Annotated in this window: 22 protein-coding genes and 1 tRNA gene; 10 read left to right on the plus strand and 13 right to left on the minus strand. The window is 72.1% G+C overall.

Going from position 1 to position 22,570, the window contains the following annotated elements; genetic code table 11:
- Positions 1–49: 49 nt before the first annotated feature.
- A complete protein-coding gene (locus O7546_RS27365; RefSeq protein ID WP_281600199.1) occupies positions 50–1,828 on the minus strand; it encodes an alpha/beta hydrolase in 1,779 nt (592 codons plus the stop codon).
- Positions 1,829–2,063: 235 nt separating this feature from the next.
- Between O7546_RS27365 and O7546_RS27370 the strand changes: the two genes are divergently transcribed.
- Complete coding sequence (locus O7546_RS27370) at positions 2,064–2,528, plus strand: hypothetical protein (RefSeq protein ID WP_194801982.1); 465 nt, start codon at positions 2,064–2,066, stop codon at positions 2,526–2,528.
- On the opposite strand, the gene O7546_RS27375 is transcribed toward O7546_RS27370, so the two are convergent.
- The 7 genes from O7546_RS27375 to O7546_RS27405 form a co-directional block, all read right to left on the minus strand.
- Positions 2,515–3,990, minus strand: coding sequence for a serine/threonine-protein kinase (locus O7546_RS27375; RefSeq protein ID WP_194801983.1), 1,476 nt, complete (start codon positions 3,988–3,990; stop codon positions 2,515–2,517). The two genes, O7546_RS27370 and O7546_RS27375, sit on opposite strands and share 14 nt — an antisense overlap.
- 30 nt (positions 3,991–4,020) lie before the next feature.
- The gene (locus O7546_RS27380) at positions 4,021–4,479 is read right to left on the minus strand and encodes a hypothetical protein (RefSeq protein WP_194801984.1); all 459 of its coding nucleotides are present in this window, start codon (positions 4,477–4,479) and stop codon (positions 4,021–4,023) included.
- 133 nt (positions 4,480–4,612) lie between these two features.
- Positions 4,613–8,194: an adenylate/guanylate cyclase domain-containing protein gene (locus O7546_RS27385; RefSeq protein ID WP_194801985.1), complete on the minus strand. Its 3,582-nt coding sequence runs from the start codon at positions 8,192–8,194 to the stop codon at positions 4,613–4,615.
- Entirely contained in the window at positions 8,191–8,973 is a 783-nt protein-coding gene (locus O7546_RS27390; RefSeq protein WP_194802013.1) for an MBL fold metallo-hydrolase, read from the minus strand. The genes O7546_RS27385 and O7546_RS27390 overlap by 4 nt, the downstream gene beginning before the upstream one ends.
- Positions 8,974–9,102: 129 nt before the next feature.
- Positions 9,103–9,564 carry a RidA family protein gene (locus tag O7546_RS27395; protein WP_135242382.1) on the minus strand — a complete coding sequence of 154 codons (462 nt, stop codon included), beginning with the start codon at positions 9,562–9,564 and terminating at the stop codon, positions 9,103–9,105.
- Between the two features lie 5 nt (positions 9,565–9,569).
- The gene (locus O7546_RS27400; protein WP_013289021.1) at positions 9,570–9,725 is read right to left on the minus strand and encodes a DUF4177 domain-containing protein; all 156 of its coding nucleotides are present in this window, start codon (positions 9,723–9,725) and stop codon (positions 9,570–9,572) included.
- Between the two features lie 62 nt (positions 9,726–9,787).
- Complete coding sequence (locus O7546_RS27405; RefSeq protein ID WP_194801986.1) at positions 9,788–10,228, minus strand: hypothetical protein; 441 nt, start codon at positions 10,226–10,228, stop codon at positions 9,788–9,790.
- Between the two features lie 337 nt (positions 10,229–10,565).
- On the opposite strand from O7546_RS27405, the gene O7546_RS27410 reads away from it, so the two are divergent.
- The 3 genes from O7546_RS27410 to O7546_RS27420 are packed head-to-tail and all read left to right on the plus strand — an operon-like array spanning position 10,566 to position 13,377.
- Complete coding sequence (locus O7546_RS27410; protein WP_281600200.1) at positions 10,566–11,150, plus strand: hypothetical protein; 585 nt, start codon at positions 10,566–10,568, stop codon at positions 11,148–11,150.
- A gap of 49 nt (positions 11,151–11,199) precedes the next feature.
- Positions 11,200–12,174, plus strand: coding sequence for an ArsA-related P-loop ATPase (locus tag O7546_RS27415; protein WP_216930613.1), 975 nt, complete (start codon positions 11,200–11,202; stop codon positions 12,172–12,174).
- Between the two features lie 54 nt (positions 12,175–12,228).
- On the plus strand, positions 12,229–13,377 hold the full coding sequence (locus O7546_RS27420) for an ArsA-related P-loop ATPase (protein ID WP_194801989.1): 1,149 nt from the start codon (positions 12,229–12,231) through the stop codon (positions 13,375–13,377).
- Between the two features lie 9 nt (positions 13,378–13,386).
- Here O7546_RS27420 and O7546_RS27425 read toward each other — a convergent pair whose 3' ends face one another.
- On the minus strand, positions 13,387–13,707 hold the full coding sequence (locus tag O7546_RS27425; RefSeq protein ID WP_043327856.1) for a WhiB family transcriptional regulator: 321 nt from the start codon (positions 13,705–13,707) through the stop codon (positions 13,387–13,389).
- A 403-nt stretch (positions 13,708–14,110) separates the two neighbouring features.
- Here O7546_RS27425 and O7546_RS27430 point away from each other — a divergent pair, with 403 nt between their 5' ends.
- Positions 14,111–16,555, plus strand: coding sequence for a transglycosylase domain-containing protein (locus O7546_RS27430; protein WP_194801990.1), 2,445 nt, complete (start codon positions 14,111–14,113; stop codon positions 16,553–16,555).
- Between the two features lie 74 nt (positions 16,556–16,629).
- Here O7546_RS27430 and O7546_RS27435 read toward each other — a convergent pair whose 3' ends face one another.
- Positions 16,630–17,085, minus strand: a complete 456-nt coding sequence (locus O7546_RS27435; RefSeq protein WP_194801991.1) for a GatB/YqeY domain-containing protein — start codon at positions 17,083–17,085, stop codon at positions 16,630–16,632.
- A gap of 25 nt (positions 17,086–17,110) precedes the next feature.
- On the opposite strand from O7546_RS27435, the gene O7546_RS27440 reads away from it, so the two are divergent.
- Positions 17,111–18,004, plus strand: a complete 894-nt coding sequence (locus O7546_RS27440) for a metallophosphoesterase (protein ID WP_281600201.1) — start codon at positions 17,111–17,113, stop codon at positions 18,002–18,004.
- Positions 18,005–18,135: 131 nt separating this feature from the next.
- Positions 18,136–18,212: transfer RNA gene (locus O7546_RS27445), tRNA-Pro, on the plus strand.
- 56 nt (positions 18,213–18,268) lie between these two features.
- On the opposite strand, the gene O7546_RS27450 is transcribed toward O7546_RS27445, so the two are convergent.
- The 3 genes from O7546_RS27450 to O7546_RS27460 form a co-directional block, all read right to left on the minus strand.
- A complete protein-coding gene (locus O7546_RS27450; RefSeq protein WP_281600202.1) occupies positions 18,269–18,637 on the minus strand; it encodes a tyrosine-type recombinase/integrase in 369 nt (122 codons plus the stop codon).
- Between the two features lie 391 nt (positions 18,638–19,028).
- Positions 19,029–19,628, minus strand: a complete 600-nt coding sequence (locus O7546_RS27455; protein ID WP_194801994.1) for a hypothetical protein — start codon at positions 19,626–19,628, stop codon at positions 19,029–19,031.
- Positions 19,618–19,821, minus strand: a complete 204-nt coding sequence (locus O7546_RS27460) for a hypothetical protein (protein ID WP_194801995.1) — start codon at positions 19,819–19,821, stop codon at positions 19,618–19,620. The genes O7546_RS27455 and O7546_RS27460 overlap by 11 nt, the downstream gene beginning before the upstream one ends.
- A 309-nt stretch (positions 19,822–20,130) precedes the next feature.
- Here O7546_RS27460 and O7546_RS27465 point away from each other — a divergent pair, with 309 nt between their 5' ends.
- From O7546_RS27465 to O7546_RS27475, 3 genes are all read left to right on the plus strand, one after another.
- A complete protein-coding gene (locus tag O7546_RS27465) occupies positions 20,131–20,442 on the plus strand; it encodes a hypothetical protein (RefSeq protein WP_281600203.1) in 312 nt (103 codons plus the stop codon).
- Between the two features lie 237 nt (positions 20,443–20,679).
- Complete coding sequence (locus O7546_RS27470; protein WP_194803326.1) at positions 20,680–21,354, plus strand: HAD-IA family hydrolase; 675 nt, start codon at positions 20,680–20,682, stop codon at positions 21,352–21,354.
- 76 nt (positions 21,355–21,430) lie between these two features.
- Complete coding sequence (locus tag O7546_RS27475) at positions 21,431–22,534, plus strand: ionic transporter y4hA (RefSeq protein ID WP_228533023.1); 1,104 nt, start codon at positions 21,431–21,433, stop codon at positions 22,532–22,534.
- Positions 22,535–22,570: the final 36 nt, after the last annotated feature.

Consider the following 22,570-nt stretch of genomic DNA (forward strand, 5'->3'; position numbering starts at 1 on the left):
GCCCGGGGTACGGCGGGTGCCCGATCACCCGCCGTACCCCGGGGGTCCGTCAGCGGACGGTCAGCGTGCCGACCGCCGGACGCGGCGTCGCCACCGGCGGCAGCCGCTTCGGCTCACCCCGGCTCGGCTCGCCCGCCCGGGCCAGCTCGCTCTTCGACGCGTCCGCCCGGCCGGCCGCCGCGTCCTCCTGGAACGGCTGCGCGTCACCGACGCAGAGCGTGCCCTTGGCCGGCAGCTTCCCGGTGAGCAGGTACGCGTCGATCCGGCCGGTCACGCACGCCGAGGTGCCGTACGCGGTGTGGCCCCAGCTGTCGCTGCTCAGCAGGCGGCTGTTCGGCAGCAGCTCGGCCGAGCTGACCGCACCCTGGTAGTTGGTCGCCGGGTCCCAGTAGTTGCCGACGACGAGCACCGGAGCGGCGGTGACCCGGTTGAACGGCCCGGTCCAGGCGTCCTCGTCCCGCACCGTCCAGGTGTTGCGGGCACAGGGCGAGGTGCCCCAGGCCCACGCGCGCCCGAAGTACGGCGCCCGCTTGTCCTCCTTCGCCGACAACGCCGGCCAGGCGTCGGCGCTCTTCGGGTGGTACGCGTCGGTGCAGTCGACGGTCAGGAACGTCTCCAGCCCGTTGTCGTACGGGAAGTCGTACCCCCGCTGTTGCCGTGCCTGCGCGGCGCGGGCGGCGAGCGCCGTGCGGGCCGACGCGGTGGCGGCCTTGCCGGCGGCCGGATCGGTGGCGGCCAGGAGCTGCACGGTGATGTCGACGACCGACTGCCAGCCGTACGGATCGTAGAGCGCGCCGAGCGTGGCACCGACGAAGTCGGCGTAGCTGACGGTGAAGGAGCCGAAGTCCGGGTCCTCGATCACCACCGGCTTCTTGCGGAGTCGCTTCGCCACCGTGTCGTACGCGGCCAGCGGGTTGCCGGCGGCGGCCAGCTCGCACTTCTCGGCGCCGGCCTTGCCGCACCGGACGAGGATCTCCCGCAGCGCCCGGTACGCGCCGTCGGCGCTGCGCAGCCGCGTCTCCTGGAGCTGGTTGCGGGCGCTGCCCTGGCCGACCCAGGCGTTCGGGTCGAGCACGCCGTCAACGACGAGCGCGCGGAAGCGGTCCGGGAACATGTTCGCGTAGTACTGGCCCAGCGCGGTGCCGTAGCTGAACCCGAGGTAGCTGAGCAACTTGTCGCCGACGGCCCGGCGCAACACGTCCATGTCGCGGGCCACCTCGGCGGTGGAGGCCGCGCCGGTGAGCGGCTTGCCGGTGGTGGAGCACGCCTTGCCGACCGCCTTGGACGCGGCGACGTACGCCTTCTCCTCCGCCTTGGTCCACGGGAACGCGACGTTCAACCCGGCGTACGCCCGGGTCTGGTCCTTCACCGAGCGGAAGCACTTGATGTTCTCGCTGGCCTCGACGCCACGCGGGTCGACGCCGACGATGTCGAAGCGGTCGAGCAGGTCGTCGCCGAGGAAGTAGGGCGCGGCGAGCGCGATGCTCGTGCCGGAGCCACCCGGGCCACCCGGGTTGAGGAAGAGGCTGCCGACCTTGCGCTGCTGGTCGCGGGCCTTGACCCGGAGCAGTGCGACCTCGGTGGTGGCGCCCTTCGGGTTGTCGTAGTCCAGCGGGAGCCGGACCGTGGCGCACTCGGCGTAGTCGTAGCAGGCGTACCAGTCGAGCTTCGGCGTCGGCACGCGGTCCACCCGGCGTGCCTCGGCGGCGGTGGTCCGGTCGTGCGCGGGTGGTTGCGGAGTCGCCGCCGCGGCGGGCGCGACGGCCGGTCCGGCGAGGAGGACGCCGGCGATCCCGGTTGCGGCCAGGGATCGGATTGCACGGGGCATGAGGCTGCCTTCCGTCGGGGAACAGTTCCGTCGAGGAGACCTCGACCCCCGTCACTGTAGGGATCGACGCCCACGTTAGTGGCCCCCAAACATGGATCGATACGGCAAACAACCAGATGATGTAACGATTTTTTCTCGATCGTCGCTACCTGCGACTCCGAAGTGGAGCCTCAATGACGGGAAGCTGTCTCATCCCGCCGGTTGACAGGTGGACGCGCTGGGCCATGCTTGTCGGGTGAGATCGTTCCCGAAGCCCGATGCGCGGGCGAAGGCCGTCGTCGCGTCCCTGGCGACGGTGGCGGCGGTGGTGACCCTCGCCGTGTGGCGTCCGCCCGGCATCCTGTCGGTCGTGCTGGCCCTGGTCTGCGTGCTGCTCGCCATGATCACGGGAGTGACGATCACCGCCGCGCGTCAGCCCGGCGGCACCGGCGGGTCCGCCCCGCAGGCCGAGACCTGGCCGGTCCCCCACCAGGGGTACGGAGTGGACGCCGACACGCTGGAGGCGATCGATCCGCGCGCGGTGCGGAACCTGCGCACCCCGGCGGGTCAGCCGATCGACGCGGACACGCTGGAGACGCTGGACCCGCGCGTGGTACGCGGCATGCGTGCGCCGACGGCGGTGGACGCCGACACGCTGGAGACGCTCGACCCGCGGTCGGTGCGGCAGAGCCGGACCGTGAACGGGCTCAGCGACCGGTGAGCGTGGGACCGGCGAGCGCGTTGACGCCCCGGCCGGCCAGACAGCGGTAGGTGCGGTCCGCCTCGGCCTCCGGCGGCAGCACCTCCAGGTTCCACCCGCTCGCCGACTTGCCGCCGCTGACCAGCCGGAACGTGTCGGCGTTGCACACCCTGCCGACGGCCGGGTCGGCCGCGACCGTCTCGTGCCGGGCCCCGGCGAGCGCGGCCGGCAGGTCACCGGCGGCGTAGGTCTCCCAGGTGTGCTGGCCGTCGCACGGCACCCGGCTCGCCTCGGCCCGGTCGCGGCGCAGCCGTACCGGACCGAAGCACTCCAGTTCCGTCGCGCAGCGCGCCCCGGCGGGCAGCCGCACGTCGGCGGACGCGCATCCCGGTACCGGCGCCACCCCGGCCACCCCGCTGGCCGTCGGCGTCGGCGAGGCGGCCGGAGCGTGGCCGCCGGCCACCCAGCCACCGCCGGCCGAGGCCGCAAGCGCCAGCACGCCGGCACCGCCGAGGAACCAGCGTTTGGGCCAGCGCCGGCCACGCGAGGCCACCGTCGGGTGGTCGTCGTCCGCGGGCGGTCGCGGGTTCGGCCCACCGGTGCGGTGGAACCGGTCGCCGATGCCGTCGTCGTACCGGCCGCCGGTCGCCGGGGCGCCGTCGAGCGGCAGCGAGGCGAGCAGGCCGCGCAGCTCGACCGCCGAGGGCCGCGCGCCCGGGTCGTTCGACATGCCCAGCCGGAGTACGTCGATCAGCTCGCCGGGCACACCGGGCAGACCCGGGATCGGCTGCTGGAACATCTCCAGCACGGTCACCAGACTCGGGTTGCGTTCGGAGTGCCAGCGCGGCGGACGGCCGTACATCAGCGCGTAGAGCGTGGCGCACAGCGAGTAGACGTCGACGGCAGGCGTGGGCGGGCTGTGGTTGAACGTCTCCGGCGGCGCGTACGCCGGGGTGAGCGCCTCCAGCATCACCGAGGAGTCGCGGAACTCGGCGAGCACCGCCAGGCCGAAGTCGGCCAGGACCGCCGAGTTGAACTCGGAGTGCAGGATGTTCGCCGGCTTGACGTCGCGGTGCAGGACGCCCGCCGCGTGCGAGTGCGCCAGCGCGTCGGCGATCTTCACGCCGAGGTCGCGGGTCTCCGCCGGACCCAGCGGGGAGGTGCGCATCCGCTCGGCGTACGAGCCGTCGCACAGCTCCATGATGAGGTAGGGGTGCTGGTCGACGGTGACCCCGACGTCGAACAGGTCGACCACGTGCGGGTGCGACGACATCCGCCCGGCCGCACGGGCCTCGCGCAGGAAGCGGGCCTGGTCGCGTTCGCTGTCCAGTGTGCGGTTCTCGATCTTGACCGCGACCTCGCGTCCCACCGAGATCTGGGTGGCCCGGTAGATGGTGGCGTAGCCGCCCCGGGCGAACACCTGCAGATCGGTCAGACCGGGCACGATGGGCAGCCGCAGGGCGCCGGGCGGGGTCTCGGTCACGACTCGAAAATACCCAACGATCCGGACCCGTCAGCGCGCCGCGTCGGTGGCCGGCGCCGGCTCCGGCGCGGACACGGCACCGGCGGGAGCCGCCCGGCGTGCGTCCCACCACAGGCCGGCTGCCGTGGCGAGCGCGCCCAGGCCCTCCCACGCGGCGACCGCGAAGAAGCGGTCCGGCGCGACGTCGGAGAGCACCGCGATGGTGAACACGGTGAAGGTGACCAGGCGGAACCACACGGTGAACCGGTAGAACGGCCGCCACTCGGTGGCGACGGCGAGCAGGTAGTAGACCCCCATGTTGAACGAGGCCATCGAGGACGCGGTGAGGAACGTGCCGGTGTAGTCGCCCGGAGCGCGCTCGGCCGGCACCTCGAAGCCGAGCAGGCGCAGCTGCGTCTCCGGCCAGATCAGACCGAGCGCGCCGAGCAGCAGCGCGAGGAGCCCGAAGACCGCGATCGTCCAGCCGGCGCCCGAGCGCGGCAGCCTCATCGTTCCTCCCCAGCATGAGCGCCGGTGACGCGGGCGCGCACCGGGCGGCCACAGTCGATCCACGACTGTGGCCGCCCCACGCTAACCGGCTCCACCGACGAACACATCCCCGGAACCGTCAGAACACGGGCGATCAGCCGCTGGAGAGGCGCACCCGCAAGGCGTCCGCGACGATCCGCTCACTGCGCTGCTCGGTGACGTACGCGAGGCGTACCGCCTCCTCCGCGTGCGTCAGCGCCTCGGCCCGCCGACCGCAGGCGTCAAGCGCCTCGGCCAGCACGAGCAGCGCCACCACCTGGCTGCGGACGTCCTCCGCCGGGGCGGTGATGGACCGCTGCGCCCAGTCGAGCGCCTGTTCGCGCTGGCCGTGTGCGAGCAGCGCGGCGGCGTACCGGGCCATCGTCTGCCGCCGGGAGAACAGCAGCGAGGGCGCGTTCGCCGCGCCGGTCGCCACCGGGGCGAGCAGCCCCACGGCGGTGCCCGGGTCACCCGCCGCGAGGCGGGCCATGGCGAGCAGCACCCGCGGCGCGACCTGGGCCGGCGCCTGCGGGTTGTGCGGCTCCACCCGGGTCAGCACCGACCGCGCCTCCCGCTCGGCGGTCTCGTGGTCGCCCATGTCCAGCGCCACGAAGCCGCGCAGCGTGCCGGCCATGCCGGTGAGCAGCGGGTGGGTGGTGCGGTCGGCGTACTCCAGCGCGTCGGTGAACAGGTCGGCCGCGTGTTCCGGCTCGCCCAGCCCGCGCGCCACCACCCCGCGCACCACGAGCGCGAAGCCCTGCCCCCAGTCGTCGCCCACCTCGGCGAAGTCCCGGTACGCACGCCGCGCCGCCCGGTCCGCCTCGGCCAGGTCGCCGAGCTCGGCGGTGGCGTACGCCTCGACCGCGCGCAGCGTCCCCACCGCCCACGCCTCGCCGACCCGCTCGCCGAACGGCAGGAACACCCGCGCCATCCGGCACGCCTCCCGCAGCCGGCCGGCGAGCAGCCGGGCGAACGCGGTGGTGCCGCGCAGCCAGGCCCGCCCGTACGGGTCCTTCAGCTCGGCGAAGAGCCGGGCGGCTCGGCCGAGCACCGCGTCGGTCCCGGCGAAGTCGCCCCGGGTGGTGGTCACCCAGGCCAGGTTCTGCAACGACCACGCCTGCCCGCGGAGATCCCGCGCGGCGAGACTGACCTGGTAGGACGCGGCCAGCCGGCTGCTCGCCTGCCCGAGCCGGCCGGCGATGAAGTCGGCCATGCCGAGCCGCCGCATCGCCGAGGCCCGCAGCGTGGGCAGGTCGGCGTCGGTCGCCACCTGCAACGCCTCCTGCCAGTTGCACTCGGCCCGCTCGGCGTCACCGAGGGTCTGCTGGGCCTGCCCGGCGAGCAGCAGCGCGGCGGTACGGGTGGCCGGGTCGCCGGTGTTCGCGGCGATCTTCTCGGCGAAGGCCAGCGCGTCGGCCGGGCGACCGACCTGGAGCAGCGCCCGGGCGTGCACCACCCGGTCGGCCGCGGGCACCCCGTCGCGGGCCAGCTCGGCCGCGCGTTCGGCGTACTCGACGGCGAGAGCCGGCTCCCCCGACCGCAGCGACCGGCGGGCGGCCCGGCCCAGCGCGGCCACGCCCAGCGGGGTGACCGCCCGGGCCGGCGCGTCCGGGCGCAGCTTGACCGCGTCGGCGAGCGCGGTGGCCCGCTCCACGTGCTCGGCGACGAAGTCGTCCCGGGCGGCCTCGGTGAACGCGCCACCGGGTGCGCCGCCGGTCTCGTCGACGCTCTCCGGCGCGGCCCAGCGGGCCAGCGCCGCGTGCCGCTCGGCCAGCTCGGCCTTGCTCACCCCGGCGTACGCGGCCTCCCGCATCAGCGGGGTGGCGAAGGCGAACCCGCTGCGGGTGCGGTGCAGCATGCGCCGTTGCAGCAGTTCCTCCACCGCCCGGTCCAGCTCGACGGCGGCCACCGCGGCGGGCCGCCCGTCCTGCCCGACCCGCTGCTCCCGCAGCGCCTCCAGCGCCCCCGCCGGCACGGTGTCGCCCACCACCGCGGCGTCCCGCAACGCCGAACGGGCGTTGGGCGGCAGCGCGTCGATACGCGCGGCGAGCACCGCGGCCAGGTCCCGGGAGAGCAGCCGGCTGCCGAGCGAGCCGGGGGCGAGCCGCCAGCCGACGTCGGAGCCCCGGCCCGGCCCGGCGGTGAGCGCACCGCGCTCCATCAGCAGCGTGACCAGTTCGGCCAGATAGAACGGGTTGCCCTGCGCGGTGGCGAGCAGCCGGTCCGCGTCGGTCTGCGGCATCCGGCCACCGGACAGGTAGCTGGTGAGCAGCCGGGACGCGTCAGCGCCGCGCAGCGGTGGCAGCGCGTGCACCTCGGCGTCCGCGACGCGGGTCAGCGCACCGGCGGTCCGTACCAGCTCGGGGCGGCCGAGCAGCAGCACCAGCACCGGCCCGCTGAGCCGGTTGAGGGTCAGCGCCAGCGCCTTGAGCGTCTCGGCGGTGGCGTCGTGCAGGTCGTCCACCACGATCACCAGCGGCGCCTCACCGGCGAGCGCGCTGAGCAGGTCCGCCACGGCGGTGGGCACCGCCTCGTCGTCGGGCGGGGGTCCGGCCGCGTTCCACTCGCCGTTCTCGCTGGCGGGCGGGAGTTCGGCGTACCCGAGCAGGGCCAGGAGCTGATCCACGGCGATCGGCGGCGGGTCGCCGGGGAGCCGGGACAGGCGCTGGCCGAGGCGGCGCAGCCGCTCCTCGACGGCCGGCCGGGTGACCGCGGTGGCCGCGTCGCCGGGCAGGCCGACTGCGGCCCGGACCAGGTCGGCCAGCGGGGCCAGCCGGCGCCGTTCGCCGAACGCCGCGCAGCGCACCGAGAGGACGCGGGCGCCGGTGTGCGCCGCGTACCGCCCGGCGCCGACGTCGTAGCCGGCGGCGAGGCGTTCCACCTCGGCCGCGAACCGGGACTTGCCGATCCCCGCCTCGGCGGTCATCAGCAGCACCCGGGGCTCGCCCCTGTCGATCACCTCGGCGAGCCGGCCGGCGACCCGGCCGATCTCGGTCTCCCGGCCCACGAACGGCGCCTCGTCACCGAGGCCGGACCGGGTGCCGGGCGCGTCGAGCAGGCCCAGCAGCTCGTACGCCTCGACCGGTTCCCGCTTGCCCTTGAGCCGCAGCGGGCGCAGCGCCCGCCAGGAGGCGACGTGCCGGGTGGCGGCGGAGGTGCGCGCCCCGGCGTAGACCGCGCCGACGGCGGCGGCGTCGGCCAGCCGGGCGGCGGTGTTCACCGTGTCGCCGATGACCGTGTACTCGATCGCCGCCTGGATGCCCGCGATCACGTCCCCGGTGTTGAGGCCGACGCGCAGGCCCAGCGGCGCGCCGCCGCCGCGCTCGTCGTCGAGCACCCGCCGCACCGCGCGCTGCATGGACAGCGCGGCGCGGACCGCCCGCTCGGCGTCGTCCTCGTGCGCCACGGGCGCGCCGAAGACCGCCATGATGCCGTCGCCGGTGAGCTTGTCGACGTGCCCGCCGAACGTCTTGACCGCACCCGCGAGGGCGGCCAGCACCCGGTCGGTGACCGCGCCGACCCGTTCCGGGTCAAGGTCCTCCGACCAGGAGGTGAAGTCGGACAGGTCGCCGAAGAGCACAGTCACCACGCGGCGCTCGGCGGCGGGCAGGGTGGCAGCGGCCGGGAGCGCCGCCCCGCAGTTGTGGCAGAACCGCGCCCCGGGCACGGCTACGGTTCCGCACACCGGGCAGGTCACGGCTGCTCCACTCCGAGGTGTTCGAGCTGGGCCCGGACCGACCACTCGGCGGCCCACCACAGCGACCTGTCGACGTCGGCGTAGACCACTGCGACCACCTCGGCGGCGGTGGTGGCGCCCGCGGCGACTGCGGCACGCACCTGGTCCAGCCGGGCCCGCCGGTGGGCCAGGTAGAAGTCGGCCGCCACACCGCAGTCGGCGAGCGCCGGGCCGTGGCCCGGCAGCGCCGGGATCCCCCGGTACGCGGAGAGCAGCTCCAGGCTCGACAGATAGTCGCCGAGGTGCCCGTCCGGGTGGGCGACCACTGTGGTGCCCCGGCCGAGGATGGTGTCACCGGTCAGCACCACGTGCTCGCCGTCGTGTGCGGCGACCAGGCAGACCGAGTCGGCGGTGTGCCCGGGGGTGGGCAGCAGGCGCAGGTCCAGCCCCACGTCGATGGTGGTGTCGGCGGTGAGCGGCTCGCCTCCGGCGGTGTGCGCCGGGTCGGCGGCGAGCACCGGTACGCCGTCGAGCAGCTCGCGCAACCGGGGCGCGCCCTCGGTGTGGTCGGCGTGCCCGTGCGTGATCAGCACGCATCCGATGCGTCCCTGCGCCGCGATCGCGGCCAGGTGCCCCTCGTCGGCGGGCCCCGGGTCGACCACGACGGCGGGCGCGTCCGGCCCGGCCCGCAGCACCCAGGTGTTGGTCCCGTCGAGCGTCATCGGCCCCGGGTTCGGCGCACGCAGCAGCGTCACCCACCCCGGCAGCCCGTCCGCAAGCGCCCCCGCCGCACCGGCCATACGCCCACCCATGGCTGCGATCGTACGACTCCGCCCGCCGCTCCCCGCGATCTTGCAGTTCCGGCCCGAGCTTTGTCCCCGTCTGGGGCTTCTGCCGGGGCCACAACCGCAAGATCGCGGGCTTCAGCGTTACGCGACCTCGACGATGACCTCTACCTCTACCGGGGCGTCTAGGGGGAGCTCGGCCACGCCGACGGCGCTGCGGGCGTGACGGCCGGCCTCGCCGAACACGGCGCCGAACAGGTCGGAGGCACCGTTGATCACGCCGGGCTGGCCGGTGAAGCCGGGTGCGCTGGCCACGAAGCCGGTCAGCTTCACCACCTTCACCACGTTCTCCAGCCCGACCAGCGCGTCGATCGCGGCGAGCGCGTTCAGCGCGCACCGCTCCGCCAGGTCCTTGGCCTGCTCGGCCGAGACGCCGTTGCCGACCTTGCCGGTGGCGAGCAGCTTGCCCTCGGCCATCGGCAGCTGGCCCGACACGTAGACGTGCTGCCCGGACTGAACGGCCGGCACGTAGCTGGCCACCGGCGGCACCACCTCGGGCAGTTCGAGGCCGAGCTCGGCGAGCTTCGCGTGGGGTCCGTTGCTCATCGGGGTCAGCCCTTCGGACGCTTCAGGTACGCGACGAGCTGCTCCGGGTTCGGGCCGGGGACCACGGAGACCAGTTCCCAGCCGTCCTCGCCCCAGTTGTCGAGGATCTGCTTGGTCGCGTGGACCAGCAGCGGCACCGTGGCGTATTCCCACTTCTGCATCGGAGGAGGGCTCCCTTGCCTGACTTGGACTTCGGTCAGGCACAGCCTACGGTCCGCCGCGGTCACCAGGACGCGGGACGCGGCTCCGGTGCCGGTGGCGGCTCGCCGCACGGGCCCTCGTGCTCGAAGCGCTGCGGGCACCGGCTGCGGTCGGGCAGCAGTAGGTCGCAGAAGACCCGGTGCCTGTTGTTCTGGTCGTCGGCGGTGGAGACGGTGGTCTCGCCCGCGTCCAGCTCCACCAGGAAGCCCAGCGAGGTGGCCACGGTGCCGGCGAGCGCGGTGGCCGCGTCCAGGTCGGGTACCCGGACCTGGAGGTGGATGACGTAGCCGGGCTCGTCCTCGTCCCGCCCCTTCCCGCCGGATCGGGGCAGCGTCCGGACCGCCTCGGCCGGCGGGCCGTAGGAGCGCTCGTTGAACGGCGCACCCGGCACCTCGGCCTCACCCGGCCGTCCGGCCCGGTCACCGGGGAACTGGCCTCGGGGACTGTTCTCCGCGTCACGCATCCGTCGCCTCCGGGCGTCGTACCTGTTCAACAAACACCGCCATCCGGCTCGGAGCCGTCCCCGGCCCGGCTCTCCGCGTCGGGGACGAACGTAGATCCTGCGACAAGTCCCGGCAACGGGACGCGCACTCCTCGTCACCTCCAGTCACATTTGCGACACAAGGGTGGTCGGGAACGCGCTAGCCGTGTCCGCCCGGCGGGGCGCGTACGCGGGGCTGGCAAGCGCACCGCCGACCGATACCCTTCCGGACTGGACGCGCGCCGACGCGCGCCCGCACACCTCGACCCGTGCCCGTCGCCTGGGGCGGCGACGGGAGCCGCAACCCCGGGGGAGACAGATGACCCAACCGCCCGCCGGTGGCGACACCGGCACGCCCGGCGACCCGAATCCGCAACCGCCGCCCGCCGGCGGCGCGCCGCCGGGATCCGCACCCGCACCCGCAGCCGGTCCGCCGCCGTACCCGTCCGACACCCCGCCGCGAAAGCGACCGGCGGTGCTGATCGTCTCGCTGGTGCTGGCCGCCGCGGTCCTGCTCTGCGGCGGTGGGGGCACTGCCGCGTTCCTCGCGTTACGCAACAGCGAGGACGGCCAGGGCGCGAAAGAACCGCAGGTAGCCGTGGACGGCTTCCTCAAGGCCGTCTACCAGGAGCGCGACTCCGAGAAGGCGGCCGCGTTCGTCTGCTCGGCGGCCCGTGACGACGAGAAGATCGCCGCCAAGGTCACCGAGGTACGGGAGTACGTCTCCCAGTACCAGAACCCCCGTTTCCGCTGGCCCACCCCGACGGTCGACAACCAGACCGGGGACCGGGCAACCGTGTCCGCGCGGGTGACCATGACCACCGCCGACGAGAAGGTCGCCGAGCAGGCGCTGCGTTTCACAGTGGTGCGGAAGACGGGTTGGTGGGTCTGTGAGGTCGGCTGATCCCGCCGGCCGGACAGGGCTGGTCCCAACGGCTGGTTAGGCTCGACGGGTGGCAGCTAGTGAGCAGCCGGCCGAGTCCGCCGGCAGATGGCCGGCCCGCCTGCACGTGGTGACCGGCAAGGGCGGCACCGGAAAGACCAGCGTGGCCGCCGCGCTGGCCCTCGGCCTGGCCGCCGGGGGCCGGCGCACCCTGCTGGTCGAGGTGGAGGGCCGGCAGGGCATCGCCCAGCTCTTCGGCACCGACCCGCTGCCGTACGAGGAACGGCACCTCGCCGACGCGCCCGGCGGCGGTGAGGTGCGGGCGTTGGCGGTGGACGCCGAGGAGGCGCTCCTCGAATACCTGGACATGTTCTACAAGCTCGGCGCGGCCGGCCGGGCGCTGCGCAAGCTCGGCGCGATCGACTTCGCCACCACGATCGCGCCGGGCCTGCGCGACGTGCTGCTCACCGGCAAGGTCAAGGAGGCGACCACCCGCACCAGCGGGTCGCGCCGGACGTACGACGCGGTGGTGCTGGACGCGCCGCCGACCGGGCGGATCGGCCGCTTCCTGAACGTGACGGCGGAGACCGCCCGGCTGGCGAAGGTCGGCCCGATCAAGACCCAGAGCGAGGGTGTCTCCGCGCTGCTCCGGTCCCCGATGACCGCTGTGCACGTGGTCACGCTGCTGGAGGAGATGCCGGTCCAGGAGACGCTCGACGCGGTCGCGGAGCTGACCCAGCTCGGTTTCCCGGTCGGCCGCGTGATCGTCAACGGCGTCCGCCCGCCGGTGCCGGCCGGACGCGCGGTGACGGCGGCCGAGCTGAAGCGCGGGCTGGCCGCCGCCGGCCTGCCGGCCGACGGCCCGACCGTGGCCGGGCTCGTCGAGGAGGCACGTGACCAGCAGGTACGCCGTGAGCTGGAGGACTCCCTGCGGGGTGACCTGGTGGATCTGGGCCTGCCTCTGGTCGAGTTGCCGCTGCTGCCCGAGGGGGTCGACCGGGCCGGGCTGGAGACGCTCGCCGAGGCCCTCGTCCGGGCGGATTGACTCACACCTGCGGCCGGCACGGAGCAGAGAGGCCCTCGGGACCGATACGCTCGATTGGTGCCTTCCGAAGACGCGGCGCCTCCGCTTGACGTCGACCAGATCCTCGCCGACGACGGCGTACGGATCGTGGTCTGCTGCGGGGCGGGCGGCGTGGGCAAGACGACCACCGCCGCGGCGCTGGCGCTGCGGGCGGCCGAGCGGCACGGCCGGCGGACGGTGGTGCTCACCATCGACCCGGCCCGGCGGCTGGCCCAGTCGCTCGGCCTGACCGAACTGGACAACACACCCCGGCAGGTAAAGGGCATCGACGTCGAGGCCGGCGGCGGCGAACTGCACGCCATGATGCTCGACATGAAGCGCACGTTCGACGACGTGGTGCTCCAGCACACCGACCCGGCGAAGGCCGCGGAGATCTTCGCGAACCCCTTCTACCAGGCCATGAGTTCCACCTTCGCCGGCACGCAGGAATACATGGCGATGGAGAAGCTGGGCCAGTTGCACGCCCGGGGCGAGTGGGACCTGATCGTGGTGGACACGCCGCCGTCGCGGTCCGCGCTCGACTTCCTGGACGCACCGGCCCGGCTGTCCCGGTTCCTCGACGGCCGGATGCTGCGGCTGCTGCTGGCTCCGGCACGCAGCGGCGGGCGGAGCATGTTCAGCCTGGTCACCGCCAGCTTCGGGATGTTCTCCAAGGTGGTGCAGAAGGTGATCGGCGCCCAGCTGCTCACCGACCTGTCCGGCTTCGTTGCCGCCCTCGACTCGATGTTCGGCGGGTTCCGGCAGCGCGCCGAGCAGACGTACCGGATCCTGCAGGCCCGGGAGACGGCGTTCCTGCTGGTCGCGACGCCGGAGCCGGACGCGGTCCGGGAGGCCGCCTACTTCGCCGGCCGCCTGCGTGAGGAGCGGATGCCGCTGGCCGGGCTGGTACTCAACCGGGTGCACCGGCCGGCCGCGGACCTGTCCGCGGCGGAGAGCCTGGCCGCCGCGGAGCGGCTGGCCGGCGTGGGTGGGCACGAGGGCACCGTCGAGGTGTTGCGCGCGCACGCCGCGCTGGCTCAGCAGGCGGTACGCGAGGAGCAGGTGGCGGCCCGGTTCACCGAGGCGTTCCCGGCGGTGCCGGCGGTGTCGGTGACGGCGCAACCCGCCGACGTGCACGACGTCGACGGGCTGCGGACGATCGGCGAGGCGATCAGCCGGAGCTGACGGGTGCGGTCAGGTGGCCGTGGTGACCAGGACCTTGTCCTTGCCGGCCTTCTCCTTGGCGTTCTTCTTCATGGCCGCCTCGAACATCTTGCGCCAGCTGGTGACCTGCGGGTGACGGCGCAGCAACGCCCGGCGCTCGCGCTCGGTCATGCCACCCCACACGCCGAACTCGATCCGGTTGTCGAGCGCGTCGGCCAGGCACTCGTACCGAACTGGGCAGCTCCGGCAGATCCTCTTCGCCACGTTCTGTTCGGCGCCCTGTACGAACAACGCGTCCGGGTCTCCGTTCTGACACGCCGCCAGTGACGGCCAGTCAGTGATCATGCCCATCTGTACACGTCCCCCCTTGCAGTACCTACCGACTTCGCGCGAGCAGCCGTCGTACATCCCCCCGGTCGTTCGCCCCGGCCTCCCCAGGGCGGCACGAACGACTCATGGCTGCGGTCGCCGCCACCATCATGCTGTGTAGTCGCCCGATTACGCAACGTTGTCGGCGAAATCCATCATTCCGGACACTCCCGGCTTCCCGGGCTTTCGCCCCGCGACTACCCCGCCCGACTACGTGAAAACGCTGCGCCGCTCCCGGAGTTCGGCGAGACTTCCGCCGGATCCCACGCAACCTCGGACCAGGGCTCGTGCGTTTAGCACAACGAGGCCGGCGCGTGCAGGAAATGGGGAAAGTTCCCCGCGCGCCCGCCATTCCCTACTCGCGTACCCTGTCGAGGTGACCTGGATGCGGAAACGTGACCACAACGTGCTGACCAACGCCGCATCGCTGCTGATCTGCGGCCTGTTGGCCGGAGTGGTGGTCGCTGCGGCGGCCTTCCCCGTGGCGGCGATGTCGGGCCTGGCCGCGAAGGCGGGGGCGGAGACGTTCGAGGCGCTGCCCAAGGAGCTGACAGTCGCCCGGGCGCCGCAGATCACCAAGCTGCTCGCGGCCGACGGCAAGACCGTGCTGGCCACGATGTACGACGAGAACCGCAAGGACGTCAAGTTCGAGGACATCTCGCCGTACATGAAGAAGGCCATCATCGCGGCCGAGGACCACGACTTCTACAAGCACAACGGCGTGGACATCAACGGTGTGGCGCGCGCCTTCGTCAACAACCAGGCCGCCGGCTCGTCCCGGCAGGGAGCGTCGACGCTCACCATGCAGTACGTCCGGCTGGCCATCTCCTACTCGGCCACGCACCCGGCCGACGTGGTCGCCGCGACCGAGGACACCAGCGGTCGCAAGCTGCGCGAGATGAGCCTGGCGCTCCAGGTCGACAAGGAGCTCTCCAAGGACGAGATCCTCCGGCGCTACCTGAACATCGCCGCGTTCGGCAACGGCGCGTACGGCATCTGGGCGGCCAGCCAGGTCTACTTCAACAAGCCGCCGAGCAAGCTCGACATCCAGGAGTCGGCGATGCTCGCCGGCATGGTGAAGGCCCCCACCTCGTTCGACCCGACCACCAAGTCGGGCTACCCGGAGGCGGTCGGCCGGCGCGACTACGTCATCCAGAACATGGTGCAGATCGGCGCGATCACCCAGCAGGAGGCGGACGCCGCCAAGAAGATCAAGCTCGTGGTCAAGGGCAAGCGCACCCCGAACGGCTGCACCCAGACCACCACCCGCTCCTGGGGCTTCTTCTGCGACTACCTCTACCGCTGGTGGCTGCAGCAGGAGACGTTCGGCGCCACGTCGTACGACCGTGAGCGGCGGCTCAAGAGCGGCGGCTACACCATCATCTCCACCCTGGACGTCCAGGCCCAGAAGGGCGCCGACAAGGCCGTCCGCAACAAGCTCGGCGAGAGCAGCAAGGCGGCCCGCATGGTGGCCGCGGTCGAGCCGGGCACCGGCCGGGTGCGCGCCGTGGCGGTGAACCGGAACTTCAAGCTCGACGACCCGGCCGACCCGCAGAACAAGATCTCCAGCGACCCGGCCAAGGCCAAGAAGAAGATCCGCGGCAACTACCCCAACACGGTGAACCCGCTGGTCACCGGTGGTCCCGGCATCGCCGGCTACCAGGCCGGCTCGACCTTCAAGATCTTCACGCTGGTGGCCGCGCTGGAGAAGGGCTACCCGCTCAGCTACCCCATCAACGCGCAGCCGGTGTTCAAGTCGGACTACCCGGTCGAGTTCAACTCGCCCGCCGCCTGCCCGGGCACCAGCAAGTACTGCCCGAAGAACGCCAACCCGGCGATGGCCGGCATGCACAACATGTGGAGTGGCTTCGGCTACTCGGTCAACACCTTCTTCATCGACCTCCAGCAGCGGGTCGGCGCGGAGAACGTGGTGAAGGCCGCGCAGAAGCTCGGCATCACGTTCCGCTCGTCGAGCGACGCGCAGCTCGCCGCCAACCCGCACCAGTGGGGCGCGTTCAGCCTCGGCGTCTCCCAGACCACGCCGCTGGAGCTGGCGAACGCGTACGCCACGCTCGCCGCCGACGGCAAGTACTGCGAGCCGATCCCGGTGCAGGAGATCCGCGGCCCGGACGGCGAGAAGCTGGACGTCGCCAACCCGCGCTGCGAGCAGCGCGTCAGCACCGAGGTGGCCCGCGCCGCCGTGGACGCCGCGCGCTGCCCGGTCGGTGACCGCTCCTCCACCACCAAGTGCGGCCCCGCCACCGCCGGCAACGTCCGCAACATCGTCGACGCGCCGGTGGCCGGCAAGTCCGGCACCACCGACTCCGACCGCACCTCGGCCCTGGTCGCGATGACCAAGCAGTACGCGGTGGCCGGCATCATGGCTGACCCGGACTGGCCGCAGACCAACCAGAAGATGGGCCACGACGAGACGCCCCAGGGCATCAACCCGGCGGTCTACCAGACGCTGCGCGACGCCATGAAGGGCAAGGAGCGGAAGAACTTCACGCCGCCCAGCGGCAAGATCGTCCTGGGTGACCAGCGCTCCATCCCCGGCGTCAAGTGCGAGTCGATCGACACCGCGAAGTCCCGGCTGAAGGGTGCCGGCTTCGAGCCGGTGGTCTCCAGCAACAAGGTGCCGTCGGAGTGCCCGGCCGGCACCGCGGCCGGCACCAGCCCGGACGGGCGCACCATCAAGGGTGGCGTGGTGATGATCGAGGTCAGCTCCGGCCAGGGCACGGGCACCCCGGAGCAGGGCGGCACCGCGACACCGGACCGGCCGGGTGGGCCGGGCGGGGGTAACGGCAGACCGGGACGCCCGGGGAACTGATCCCGGACAGCAGACAGCGACGGCCACCTCCCCGGGAGGTGGCCGTCGTCGTTTCCGCGCTACCGGAGCCCGGGTCAGAGGCCGAGCTGGCGGCGTACCTCCGCGGCGACCCGACCACCCTCGGCCCGGCCGGCCACCGCGCCCTGGGCCGCCTTCATCGCCGGGCCCATCTGCGCCTTGCCGGTGAAGCCGCCCGCGGTGAGCGCCCCCGAGACCAGCTCGGCCAGCTCCTCGTCGGAGAGCTGCTTGGGCAGGTAGCGCTCCAGCACCTCACCCTCGGCGGTCTCCTTGCCGGCTTGCTCGGCGCGCCCGGCGTCGGCGAACGCCACCGCCGCCTCGCGGCGCTTCTTCGCCTCCTTGGTCAGCACGGCGAGCACCTCGTCGTCGCTGAGCTCGCGCTTTTCCCGGCCGGCGACCTCGGCGTTGCCCACGGCGGCCAGGGCCATCCGCAGCGTGGAGGTGGTCAGCTCGTCGCGCGCCTTGAGAGCGGCGCGCATGTCGGCGGTGAGACGGTCCTTCAGCGTGCTCATGGACGGTGAAACTACCCTGAACGCCATGCGAAAGCGCACACTATTCCGGCTCGCGGCCGGAACCGTCGCCGCCGGCGCGGCCACCCTGGCGTACGCGTCGCTCGTCGAGCGCAACATGTTCACCCTCCGCCGGTACGACGTGCCGGTGCTCCCGACCGACGCCGAACCGCTGCGGGTGCTGCACCTGTCCGACCTGCACATGATGCCCGGCCAGCGACGCAAGCAGGACTGGGTGGCCTCACTGGCCGCGCTCGACCCCGACCTGGTCGTGGTCACCGGCGACAACATGGCGCACCCGGAGTCGGTGCCGGGCGTGCTGCGCGCCCTGCAGCCGCTGCTCGATCTGCCCGGCGCGTTCGTCTTCGGCTCCAACGACTACACCGGTCCGGTCTTCAAGAACCCCTTCACCTACTTCCTGCCCGACCGGGAGTACACCGAGGGCGTGCCGCTGCCGTACGAGGAACTGCGCGACATCCTCACCGGCGCCGGCTGGGCCGACCTGAACAACGCCCGCACCATGCTCAAAGCAGGCGGGCGGGAGATCGAACTGGTCGGCGTGGACGACCCGCACATCGAACGCGACGACTACGACGCCGTGGCCGGCCGGGTCAGTGGCGACGCGGCGCTGTCGATCGCGGTGTCCCACTCCCCCGAGCCGATCGTGCTGGACCGGATGGCCGCCGACGGCTTCGGTCTGCTGCTCGCCGGCCACACCCACGGCGGCCAGGTCTGCGTGCCCGGGTACGGCGCCCTGGTGACCAACTGCGGGCTGCCCCGCTCGATGGCGCGCGGACTGCACCGCTGGCCCGGCTCGGACTCCTGGCTGCACGTCTCCGCCGGCCTAGGCACCCACCCCACCGCCCCCATCCGCTTCGCCTGCCCCCCGGAGGCCAGCATCCTCACCTTGATCCCCCGCTGACCCCCCGGCAGATCTTGGTACGCGACCGCCCCTCGGAGGGCCGATCCGTACCAAGATCTGCCGGGTACGCGGGGCGGGGGGTACCGAGTTTGACCGTGCGGGCGGGTGGGCTACTATTTGTCGGCACGCCTCGGGGTGTGGCGCAGCTTGGTAGCGCGCTTCGTTCGGGACGAAGAGGTCGTCGGTTCGAATCCGGCCACCCCGACCAGAGGTAAGTAAAGGTCAAGGCCCCTCCACGGAGGGGCCTTGATTCGTTCCCGCCGATCATTGCTCCAGCAGAGGCAGCGAGAAGGCAGCAAACGACGCGAGCACCCTGCGATCCCGGTCCAGGGTCGAGTGCGTGTACCGGCCCAGAGTCGTCGACGTCTGCTCGTGTCCCATCACCTTGGCTACGTCGTTGATCGGTACCCCGTCGGAGACGAGCCACGTCGCGTAGGAGTGCCGCAGGTCATGGAACCGGAGCCCGAGTGGCAGGCCGGCGCGTTGCAGGGAGGGCTTCCAGATCCGAGCCCGAAACGTTCCCCGCTTCAGCGGCTCGCCAGTCCGGGCGACGAAGATCAACCCGTCGGCGCCCGTTTCGAAGGACTGCCGATGGTCGGTCAGCGCCTGGACGACGAACGGGGGCAGCGGCACAGTCCGCCGGCCAGTTCGTGACTTCCTAAGTTAGGAACATCGCTGGCCATCCGAGGAAGATGGTATGCGTTCGGGGCTTCCCTCGCCGAGCAGTAATCGAAGCAGGTTCAGCGGCGAAGGCCAGCGCCGATCAAGCTGCTCGGTCCAACATGCGGGCCGCCCAGCACTACCCGACGACGGGGAGCAGCCGCAGCAGTACAGCAGCGAAGTACAGCAACCGAGCAAGCCGCACGAGCTGCCACGCGACGACCAGGAGCTGTGGGAGGTCGGGCGCGGCCACGAGAGATCGCATCGCCCGGAGCTACGGATCAGAAGGTGGCTGTACAGCCAGCCGCTGGCTGGGGCGGTCCTGGGCCGACGGTGAGCGACGCGACGAGCAGGTGGGCCGCAATCACTCCGGGATGGACTGGCCAGTCTCTTGCTCGTAGTCGTTCGTCCAGGTCCGATGAAGCAGGTGCGGGGCCTCGCACAGGTCGAGGAGGGCGGCGTAGTCCTCGAAGCGGGGCGGCACGCCCAGGCCGATGAGGTCACGCACTACGGACTCAAGCGTTACGCGACCACTCAGAATGTGCTGCTTATTCGACAGCACAGCGTCGGGTCGCAGCTGCGATGACCCGAGGTGGATATGGGGTCGCTTCTCGTGCGAGAGGCCCACGGGGTGCCAGTGGTAGTCGATGACGGCCGCCCCGTCCGTCTTGCGAACCGAGTAGTCGTAACCACGAGTGGTAACGCGGTAGGGACCGTAGTCCTCCCGCGGATCCTCAATGATCATGTAGAACATGCGGGCGCGGAACTCAAGGTCCGTGCGGGGAAGCCGCAGGAAGCCATCCGTCTCGCGCTGATGGCCCGTGAGGTAGAGGTTGTGCTTCTGGTTGATCAGCGTTTGACCGCCTGGAGAGACGGCCAGACGCGGGTGGACGACACAGTTCAGCGCGTCCGTCATTGGAGTGACGAACGCGCTGAACGCGGCATGAGGGGTGCTACCGGGCATCAGGCAGCAGCATAGCCACCTGAGTCACCTTCGGGTCGTCATTGTCGCGAAACTCGCCGGCTTCCCAGCGCTGCCGAAACTCTTCGACGTCCATGCCCAGCAGGCGGCGGGACTCTCTCTGGATGTACTCGTGCTCCTCGTCTGGGGTCAGCTCCACCACTTGGATGTCGCGTGCGTCACTTGCGGTAAGCATCGCACTACTCCTCTCGGGGGGGTGCTTGTAACGGTACCTGCCAGGTCCGACCTTTTCGCATCGGATGCTTGTCTAGACTCTCGCCGCTTCCATCTCTGTACCCGCTCCTGGCTGGCACAAGCCCCCTACCCAGCCGCTGCGAAGTGCCACGGCCTGCATGGGCGCGCCAGTGTCGTTGGCGTGTCGGCTGACCTGTTTCCTCGGCCCAGCTGGCTAGCCTCCAAGACTTGGCAGCGAACGAAGGCGCCCAGAGGGGCAGAGGCCGCCTCCGCTTGCTGACCTGCCTTCGCATCCCGTCGTCTACGAGGAATGGAGCAGTACGTGATCTCCGATGAAGACTTCGAGGAGAAGATCGGCAAGTACCTGACCGACGCCTGGGCTCGCGCGCAAGCCGTCGATGATCGACGATCCCACGTCCATCCAGGCGTGGACAAACCTGATGAAATGGCGGCATATGCAACACTCGCACATGCAGACCTCGCGTTGGCGCGGGTATGGGTTGAGATGGCCAAGGCAGCGGCGCAGGCACAGACTGCAAGGGCGTTGACCGAGTTGGCCCGACTGCAAGCCAGCCAGACGGTGGAGGGCAAAGCTCCTACCCCACGAGGGTGGTGGAAGTGAGGCGCAGCCGGGTCGTCACATGCCGGATCTGTACTTCGATCCCTGGCGCCCACTCGCGGAGGCAGCGAGAAGGCACCGCACGTACCGCGTCAGCGCGACACGTGACAACAGATTGAGTGGTCTCCGAGCTGAGGGGCACAGGATGACAACCGGCAACAGCGGTCAGTGGCATCAAGGGCTTCGGATGTGCCCTCCGCGTTTCCCCGGCACCGGTCACCGTCGCAGTAGGATCCCGCCATGCCACGGCCGGTCGTCTTCGACCTCTTCCACACCCTGGTCCACGGCGCCGACGACGAGCGGGACCGGGTGGTCGGCGAGATGGCGCTCGTCGTCGGGGTGGATCCGGCGGCGCTCGTCGCCGCGTACCACGCGACCTGGCGGGACCGCCTCGTCCGCTGGAACGCGGCGGAGACCGTCCGCATCCTCGCCGGGCGCCTCGGTGGTTCGCCCACGGATGAGCAGGTGGCCCGCGCCGCCGCGCACCGGCTGGCGCTCGCCCACCGGGTGCTGGGCCGCGTCCCGGCCGAAACCCTGGACGTGCTCGACGCGCTGCGGCAGCGCGGGCACCGGCTGGCCCTGATCAGCAACGCCACCTCGGAGACGGCCGAGGTGTGGCCGGGCGGCCCGCTCGCACGGCGGTTCGACGTCACGGTGTTCTCCTGCGAGGCCGGGCTGGCGAAGCCGGATCCGGCGATCTACCGCGCCGCCGCGCAGCGGCTGGGCGTCGCGCCGGCCGACTGCGTGTACGTGGGCGACGGCGCGGACGGCGAGCTGGCCGGTGCGGCGGCGGCCGGCATGACGGTGCTCCGGACCACCGAACACCAGGACACCGATCCGGGCTGGATCGGACCGGTGATCGCGAACCTCCGTGACCTGCCCACCCACCTGGGGCAACCGGCGTCGATCGAATAGATCCACAGGACTGCCCGAAGCCACCCCGCCACGCGCGGTTGACCCCGCTGCCTGGCAAAGTATGCGCATGCCGCCGATGATCCGATCCCGCCTGACCGATTGGACCACCGTCGCGCCCCTGGTCGCCGTGCTCGTGCTCGTGATGACCTGGGGACGGGAGCTGCCCGGCCCGCTCATCTTCGTGGTGGCGGGCCTGCTCGCGGCGGCCGTACTGGCGGCTGTCCACCACGCCGAGGTGGTCGCCCACAAGGTCGGTGAACCGTACGGGTCACTCGTGCTCGCGGTGGCGGTCACCGTGATCGAAGTCGGTCTGATCGTCACACTGATGATCAGCGGTGGCGACAAGACGCAGGCGCTCGCGCGGGACACCGTCTTCGCCGCCGTCATGATCACCTGTAACGGCATCCTCGGCCTGTCGCTGCTACTCGGCGCGCTGCGGCGAAAGGTGGCGGTCTTCAATCCGGAGGGCACCGGCGGGGCGCTCGCCACGGTGGCCACGCTCGCCACGCTCAGCATGGTGGTGCCGACGTTCACCACGAGCCGGCCGGGCCCGGAGTTCTCCCCCGCGCAGCTCGCCTTCGCGGCGGTCGCCTCGCTCGCGCTCTACCTGCTGTTCGTCATGGTGCAGACCGGCCGGCACCGCGACTACTTCCTCCCGGTCACGCAGGAGGGCAGCATCCTCGCCGAGGACAGGACCGGCGACGGGCACGCCGAGCCGCCGTCCACCCGTACCGCGCTGGCCAGCCTGGCGCTGCTGGTGGTGGCGCTCGTCGCGGTGGTCGGCGACGCGAAGACGATCTCCCCGGCGATCGAGACGGCGGTCAGCGCGGCGAACCTGCCGCAGGCGTTCGTCGGTGTGGTCATCGCGCTGCTGGTGCTGCTGCCGGAGACGCTCGCCGCGGCCCGGGCGGCCCGGCGGGACCGGGTGCAGATCAGCCTCAACCTCGCGCTCGGCTCGGCGATGGCCAGCATCGGCCTGACCATCCCGGCCATCGCGATCGCCTCGATCTGGCTGGACGGGCCGCTGGTGCTGGGCCTGGGCGGCACCCAGATGACGTTGCTGGCGCTGACCGCGGTGACGGCGGTGCTCACCGTCGTGCCGGGCCGGGCGACTGTGCTCCAGGGCGGCGTGCACCTGGTGCTGCTCGCCGCGTTCGTCTTCCTGGCCGCCAGCCCGTGAGCGGGCCCACCGCCGGGCCGCGCGCCGACAAGGACC

Source organism: Micromonospora sp. WMMA1976 (assembly GCF_027497335.1).
Taxonomy (GTDB): domain Bacteria; phylum Actinomycetota; class Actinomycetes; order Mycobacteriales; family Micromonosporaceae; genus Micromonospora; species Micromonospora aurantiaca.